Raw genomic sequence first — 7,526 nt, 5'->3', positions numbered from 1 at the left:
CTCCCTACTCCCTGCCGAGCGCAAAAAGACTAGTGAAGCGCAAACCCTAATTATTGCCTGAAACAGAAGCCTCTTCTACAAAATTGTCACCATTTTTCTTCTGATTTTTAGGAGAAGGTTTTTGATGACGAGTCTTAGAAGAACGTGGCTTTGGCTTTGGTTTGGGAGTTTCATAGACAGGAATATCTTCCTCCTGAGCATAATCAGGCCCCATCCAAGCAGGACGAGTTTCATCATAAGCTATCTGTAAAGCTGCAGCAGCGATCGCGTGGGGGTCATACTCTTCACCCAACTGAGCAATTAATGGTAAGAAAGAAGCCATCCGTTCCCCACTCAGAGCATCTCGTACCTTATTCTGTAACTTCTGCAACTGTCGAGCTTCAATTTGAGACCGCTTAGGAATTGAGCGAGTATCCAAACGTTGACGCAGATGACGTTCTATCAGACGTAACTTCCGCTTATCTAAAGGATTAATCAACGAAATCGCTATACCTTCGCGACCTGCACGACCAGTACGACCAATACGGTGAACATAATTTTCCACGCTATCAGGTAAATCGTAGTTAATCACATGGGTTAAATGGTCTACATCTAAACCACGAGCTGCAATATCAGTTGCCACTACCCAACGTACTTGTTGATTGCGGAAGCGACTTAGCAACCGTTCTCGTTGAGATTGATTCAAGTTACCGTGATATTCATCAACACTATGACCTGCTGACTGTAATTGGTTGGTTAGTTCAGCTGCAGCTTGCCTTGTCCGCACAAATATCAAAGCTGCTTCTGGGTCTTCGAGTTCTAAAACTGGCTGTAACGCTTTAGCTTTTGGCCAACCACGAGGCACCATGTAAGCAATCTGAGTAATTCGCTTTGGAGTTGTCTTTTGTTGAGCAACTTTGACTGTTACTGGCGATCGCAAATACTTATTCACCAGTTTCTTCATGGAATGATCCATTGTTGCTGAGAAGAAAGCTGTTTGATGTTCAGTGGGTGCTGCATCCAGAATTCTTTCTACATCCTGAATAAAACCCATACTCAACATTTCGTCAGCTTCGTCTAAAACCATCATTTTCAAATTATCTAGTTTTAAACTATTGCGATTCAGCATATCGATAATTCGTCCTGGCGTTCCTACTACAATCTGAACACCTCGTTGAAGGCGCTGAACCTGACGTTCAATAGATTGACCGCCATAAACAGTTAAAACATGTAGTCGGTGTTTAGTTGGACCCTTCTTCTCCAAACCAGCAATTTGACGAATTGCTTCTGTCACTTGTAGAGCTAACTCACGAGTGGGAGTCAAAATCAAGGCTTGAACTGCTTTTGTCTCCAGTTCAATTCTCTCCAATATGGGTAACGAAAACGCTGCGGTTTTACCTGTTCCTGTTTGGGCTTGACCTACAATATCGGTTCCTTCCAGCAAATGAGGTATTGCTTGGACTTGAATCGGAGTAGGTTCAGTAAAACCAATTGTTTCCAGATGATTTACGCGCTCTTGTGAAATTCCTAAATTTGCAAACGATAAATCCATTCATTCTCCTAAGTAAATTATTTTACATCTGGTTTTGTTACCCAACTTGGAGGCAGATTTATGCTCAACTGTAGCTGCTTATCAGCCCTTGCTAACTATAAACCTGTAATTATTTGGTAGGGCAATATGCCTTTGCCAATCACAATCTTTACTAAACTGATAGCATTAGAGTTAGTAGCTAAAATTTTAGTAGTGTCTGTGTGTTCTCAACGACTAGGTTTTAACCTGAATATCGACGACAGAATAAAGGCCAAATGCCCTGTTCCTTTTCTTCCTAGTTGGGTATATTGAAGTACCTCTGCTTAGTCTGTGACTTAAACGGAGGTTTCGCGTCTCATCCACTGAACTCAGTGTCTCTGGTTTTTTCTAACCTTTATCTCCTCAAAAGGAGAACCCGCGCAGCCACCCTGCTTCTCAAGGCAGATAAATTCTGATTTTTTTGTAGAGGTTTTCGGATTTGACAGGCAGGCAAACGGGAACATTATAAGTTCTTTTGTTTGTCTGATTACCTGAACTACCGCTAGTACATATACTAGAAAATTTACATTGTTTCTAAGACCTTTTAAGTAGGTCAGGCAGGTTATCAACCACTACAATATCAAAAAAGATATAGAGATTAGTACCATCTCACAGATGTCTATACTTCTGAAAGGTTAGAGCCTAAATTTTGCTACGGTAAAGCTGTTGTATATATCAAGTTCCCGTTAGACAAGGGAAGAAAAAATTACCTCTATTGTGAGGTTTTCTATATCCCTGAGTCTTGATTTAAGTTCCCATAGATATTTTATGGTACTTAACAGCTCACTGTGATGTTCTCTCCTGCTAAATCACTCTATTATAGCGGGAGATTCTCCTCCTTACCGAAGAGATTCCTGCTTCCCTGGCTGACTAGTGTCTACGCCTCCACAGGCAGCAGCGATGAGACCCACCGCTGTTTTTGTACTAAATAGTTATGTATTCACCCAGTTTCCTTTTGTGATTTTACCTCAAATACGGAATTACCAGGACTTCACCAGTTGATCCCCATATCTTGAGTTGTCTAGGTTCAGCAGTCAGGTGCGTATTACCGCAACTCCATAACTGGACTGAGCAAACGCACGCTTCAGCTACTTTGTCAACTAAAGAACGCTACTAGTTTTTTTGCTGGTAGCAACTCTCCTCCTGTTATACCCGTTAAGGTTAACGAGAGACCCAGAGTAACATTTAGTTGGGTAGCTCATTTTTATCTTCATAATCATTAACATAATAACAAATGACTTAACATTTGCCACATTTATTACATATTTTCCTTAATTTAACTACTTTTTTTAGATTTTGTACATTAGATATAGAGGTTTTGGGACATATAGATTTCTTCTAGAAGTAACTTAAAAGCGAACTGGGTGTTACACGTAATGCTTTTACAGTATAAAGGGAATTGATAATTTATATATTTTTAATGTGTTCGGGATTCAAGTTTGGTTAAAGGTCTAGTATCAGTTGTATCTTCTGACCATAATTCAGTGGCCATAATTAACCTTTTTGGTTGTGCTTTCGCCATCCCTAAAAATTTAGCCTACACCTTAACTGAATGACTAATTGCTCAATTTACTCAATTTACTCAAATCTACATAACCATACAAGTCGTAAATATCTGCATCTGTAATCATCACTGGCACAATTGACCCCAAACGGGCATTACCTTGGAGATAAACAAGTCCATCAACTTCTGGAGAAAACCGCGATGACCTACCAATTAACTCTCCTGTCTGGGGATTTTCCTGTTCAATAAGTACATTCACTACTTGTCCCACTGATTTTTGATTCTGTTTCCCAGATATAGGCTGCTGGACTTGCATAATTTCTTCTCTACGGGCCTCCATCAAATCATTGGGCAACTGATTAGGCAAAGTGTAGGCAGGTGTTCCTTCTTCTGGAGAGAAAGTAAAGACCCCAACATGGTCGAACTCGTGGCGCTTGACAAATTCTACTAAATGTGTATGATGCTCTTCCCTTTCACCAGGAAAGCCTACTATAAAGGTTGTTCGCAACACAGCATTAGGCATAGCTGCTTTTATTTTTTCGATTATATTATCATTAACCTGACCTTGCCAAGGTCTATTCATCGCCCGCAATATTTGGGGATGAGAATGTTGTAAGGGCAAGTCGAGATAGGGTAAAATATTGGGAGTTTCTTGGATGGCGGTTATTACTTTGGGAGTCAAACCTGTAGGATAGGCATAGTGCATTCTAATCCAGGGTATATCAACTTTTCCTAGAGCGCGGAGAAGTTCGGCGAGTTTGGGTTCGCCATAGATATCAACTCCATAGTTAGTGGTTATTTGGGAAATGAGGATAATTTCTTTTACCCCTTGGTCTGCTAGTTGTTGAGCTTCAGTGACAATGGATTCTATGGTGCGCGATCGCTGGTTTCCTCGTAGATGAGGAATGATACAAAAAGCACAACGATAATCACAACCTTCTGCTATTCGTACATAAGCAACTCCTTCAGATGTCGTGCGGTAACGTGGGGTTGTTTCATCAGCGATATAGGTGGGTTGGGCGGAGACTTCTTTGACGCGATCGCCTTTTTCTACTCGTTGCATCACATCAACTATTTTATGATAATCACCAGTACCCACAATGGCTACTGCTTCTGGCAACTCTGCAAGTAATTCTTCTTGGAAGTGTTGCGCCATACAACCTGCGATGACTATTTTTTTATTAGCTTCTGCTAACTCTACCAAAGTACGAACAGACTCTTCTCTGGCAGCTTGGATAAAACTACAGGTGTTGACGACTACATAATCTGCTAATTCTTCGTTAGCATCTACTTGATAACCTGCTTGCGCTAGTAAACCTATGATGTGTTCGGTATCGATACGATTTTTTTCGCATCCTAAGTGAGAGAATGAAATGGTAGGTTTTGTAGACATTTATAGTTCAGAGTTATTAATTTTGATTTAGGAACAGTTTTTTAGTATAGCATATTACTTGTGGCTAGATGTAGCAGTCGAAGGAAAGGTTAGTAGAGATCAAAAGTTTAAAACTCAGGTAACCATCAATATTTTTCTTTCTTTCTTCCTTCTTCCTTCTGCTATTGAGTAAATCAAATGCTTTAAACATACAAAAACTGGCATTAAATCCTAGAATTTGGAATCTGCCAGCAAAAAAATAAGAGTTAAAAATTAATATTAGAAATCTCCAAAAATCAACAATAAAATCAATTATCATCCATAAATAATCAATTATTACTCACTTTTTCCTGTTTATTATTTTTTGGAGATATCTATTTTTGTGAGCAAGTTCAAAGTTAATTAGCAGGTGTCAAAATAATTACTGTTCGCTGATTAACATCAGCAGCAGGATCGCTGCCAGGGAGTGGTTGAGAAAATCCCATTCCTTTACCAACAACCTGATGTGGTAAATTCTGCTGTTTCAAATATTCTACTACTGCATTTGCTCGGTCTTGGGATATTTCTTGGTTTAACTGAGCACCACCGACTTGAGATGTATGACCTTCTACTGTAATAGTAACTTTATTCGGATCGTATTCTTTAATTTCTGAGATGAAACTATTTATAGTTTGCTCTGCTTGGGGAGATAATTCAAATGCATCAAATCCAAATTTGACTTGACCTAAAGTTTTGGCTTGACTCAAATTCTTGCCTTGTGGTTGAGATGTTGTAGATGTATTACTAGTAGCAGCAGAAGTTTCAACTTCGGGCGATGATGTAGCAGTTGGTTGTGCAGTTTCAGAGGTAGTAGTAAAGTTTGTTGTATTGTTATTAGTATTAGTACCAGGTGATACGGTCGCGGATGGAGAAGTAGATACTGAGCTAGCAGTTGTTTCTGTTTCTGTAGTTGTAGTTAGAGGCTCTGTTTCTGTAGTTGTTGTATTAGATGTGATGGGAGTGGGAGATTCTGCTTGAGTGGTTGTTTCTGTTTCTGTAGTTTCTGTAGTTGTAGTTAGAGACTCTGCTTCAGTAGTTGTTGTATCAGATGTGATGGGAGTAGGAGATTCTACTGCATTAGTAGTTTCAGCTTCTGTAGTTTCTGTAGTTGTAGTGAGAGACTCTGTTTCAGTAGTTGTTGTATCAGATGTGATGGGAGTAGGAGATTCTACTGCATTAGTAGTTTCAGCTTCTGTGGTTTCTGTAGTTGTAGTGAGAGACTCTGTTTCAGTTTCTGTAGTGAGAGACTCTGCTTCAGTTGTTGTTGAAGTTGTTTCAGTTTCTATTGTTTGTACTTGAGTAACTTCTGTTTGATCGTCTACCTCTTCAGTTTCAGGTAATTGAACTTCAATAGTAGGTTTTTCAAAAGCTTTAGGAGCTGCAAATGCCCAAGCACAAATCATCATAAAGCCCATACATCCTGCTAAGATAGTAGGGTGTACAGTTTGTTGTTTATCTTTTTTTTCAGTAGTCATATCTAAAATATAGTTCTAAATTAGGTTTATCTGAAATAATTTCTATTAAACTAATATGATATTGACAGAATCAGCAAGTGAGGCAAAATCCCAAATCATTAATCATTGAGATTCTTGTCCTTATTTATAGCAGCATTTGATGAGAAAGGGCATAAATCATAAATTATTTTTTCTCAGCTCTTTAATTTGATTATTGGAGATGTCTATTAAAAATTAAATATCTTAAAGAGACGCTCCACCAGAACGTCTCTAAGTAATTTGTATTGCTCTTAACTAACTAACTGCATAGGCGGTACTGAGTCCCCATAAAAGGAGCAATACTATAGCACCTAAAATCAGAATGGAAGAAATAGCGATCGCGCTGGGAGTATCTGCTCCCTTAAATTTCATTATTCCACGGTCAAGGTCTGACATGATATTTACCTCCTAATTCTACTTTTGATTTTAGCTAAGGTTTTTTAGAAATATGTCTATGTTGCTACTATATTTTCTCCCATTTTTGTTTCTGATTGGTCTCGAATTTTAAAATAAAAATAAAGATTGGCAATGGTCATATTTTGAGGCGGTTTGTAAATTGGATAATCCCAGGGATTTATAACTAGTTATTGACTGATATAATACTCAAATTGTTTCCTCAATTCTGGTTTTATTAAAAATAATATTTGGTCTTGCAAGAATAGGGGATAAAATTTTTGTTTTAACTCTTCATAAAGTTTTTATTCTAGTGCTTCTGTAAGGAATAAGTTTGTCTAGGTATTTTCGATGATTTATGACTATCGAAAATCTGCACTTTCTAATAGTTCTAATTCTGAATTATTAGAATTTATCACTTACTACTTCTTCTAGACAAATTTTACCATGAGATTATTCTGGAGTAATTGCATCTAACAGTCGATAAATTCTTGAGTTTCTCTTAGCAATGATGGCATTATTATGGCAAAAGCTCTAATTATTAGAGTTTTTATTGGTTCTTATGTTAACTCAGATAATTATTCTAATTTTTATAGAGAGATTCTGATATTTCCAAGGATGGTTTTTTATTAGGCATTTTTTTGTAGCTTCTACTCAGGTAGAATAATATTATAGAACCAATCTACTGAAGTAGAATATTAACATATCAACCAAATTTTAAATTTTTACGCGGTGTTTTATGTCGGAAAATAATGACCGTAATCCATTAGATGATATAGAATTTACTCCGGATCTAATCAGAGGTGTAAAAAAAGATAGTTCGGAAGCTGATAATTATTCTGGTAATTCTGAGCAGGTAGAAACTGAGGAGGAATCTGAGGAAGTTAATGAAGTTTTGCAGGTAGAAACTGAAACAAAAAATTATCAGGAATTATCTCAGGAGATTAGTTTGTTTAGAGAAAAGTTAGAGCAGTTTTCTCAAGGTATGGAAAGTAGTTACTCTCAGCTTGAAGAAAAAGTTTCTCGGTTATCTGATTTTATGTTGGAGTTACAGGAAGAAAGGTTGAATGGAGATGTTGATTTAGAGTCGTTGTTTGGTCGAGTTAAGTCATTAGAAATTTCATTAGAAAGTTTACCTAGACAAATAGAGGAAAGGATTAATAGTACCTTTGATTC

6 protein-coding genes are annotated in these 7,526 nt (G+C 37.7%); 2 read left to right on the top strand and 4 right to left on the bottom strand.

Features of this window, described 5'->3' with window-relative positions:
- Positions 1-46: 46 nt before the first annotated feature.
- Positions 47-1,531, bottom strand: a complete 1,485-nt coding sequence (locus AC3DU7_RS19705) for a DEAD/DEAH box helicase (protein WP_488041012.1) — start codon at positions 1,529-1,531, stop codon at positions 47-49.
- Between the two features lie 126 nt (positions 1,532-1,657).
- Here AC3DU7_RS19705 and AC3DU7_RS19700 point away from each other — a divergent pair, with 126 nt between their 5' ends.
- The gene (locus AC3DU7_RS19700) at positions 1,658-1,822 is read left to right on the top strand and encodes a hypothetical protein (RefSeq protein ID WP_488041011.1); all 165 of its coding nucleotides are present in this window, start codon (positions 1,658-1,660) and stop codon (positions 1,820-1,822) included.
- Between the two features lie 1,283 nt (positions 1,823-3,105).
- Here AC3DU7_RS19700 and rimO read toward each other — a convergent pair.
- The 3 genes from rimO to AC3DU7_RS19685 form a co-directional block, all read right to left on the bottom strand.
- Positions 3,106-4,446: a 30S ribosomal protein S12 methylthiotransferase RimO gene (gene rimO / locus AC3DU7_RS19695; RefSeq protein WP_488041010.1), complete on the bottom strand. Its 1,341-nt coding sequence runs from the start codon at positions 4,444-4,446 to the stop codon at positions 3,106-3,108.
- A gap of 377 nt (positions 4,447-4,823) precedes the next feature.
- Complete coding sequence (locus AC3DU7_RS19690) at positions 4,824-5,939, bottom strand: OmpA family protein (RefSeq protein WP_488041009.1); 1,116 nt, start codon at positions 5,937-5,939, stop codon at positions 4,824-4,826.
- A gap of 273 nt (positions 5,940-6,212) precedes the next feature.
- Positions 6,213-6,353 (bottom strand): hypothetical protein, encoded by a 141-nt coding sequence (locus AC3DU7_RS19685; RefSeq protein ID WP_488041008.1) that lies wholly within the window; start codon positions 6,351-6,353, stop codon positions 6,213-6,215.
- Positions 6,354-7,089: 736 nt separating this feature from the next.
- Between AC3DU7_RS19685 and AC3DU7_RS19680 the strand changes: the two genes are divergently transcribed.
- Positions 7,090-7,526 (top strand): hypothetical protein (locus tag AC3DU7_RS19680; protein ID WP_488041007.1); only part of this gene is annotated, 437 nt, incomplete at its 3' end.

It is taken from the genome of Okeania sp. (genome assembly GCF_983059655.1).
Note: the sequence above shows the minus strand (reverse complement) of the source record. Positions and strands in the feature narration are given on the sequence as shown.

Bases quoted from the DNA above. Each gene is read 5' to 3' on its own strand.
- AC3DU7_RS19705 (WP_488041012.1), bottom strand. From the start codon at position 1,531: ATGGATTTATCGTTTGCAAATTTAGGAATTTCACAAGAGCGCGTAAAT.
- AC3DU7_RS19700 (WP_488041011.1), top strand. From the start codon at position 1,658: ATGCCTTTGCCAATCACAATCTTTACTAAACTGATAGCATTAGAGTTA.
- rimO (WP_488041010.1), bottom strand. From the start codon at position 4,446: ATGTCTACAAAACCTACCATTTCATTCTCTCACTTAGGATGCGAAAAA.
- AC3DU7_RS19690 (WP_488041009.1), bottom strand. From the start codon at position 5,939: ATGACTACTGAAAAAAAAGATAAACAACAAACTGTACACCCTACTATC.
- AC3DU7_RS19685 (WP_488041008.1), bottom strand. From the start codon at position 6,353: ATGTCAGACCTTGACCGTGGAATAATGAAATTTAAGGGAGCAGATACT.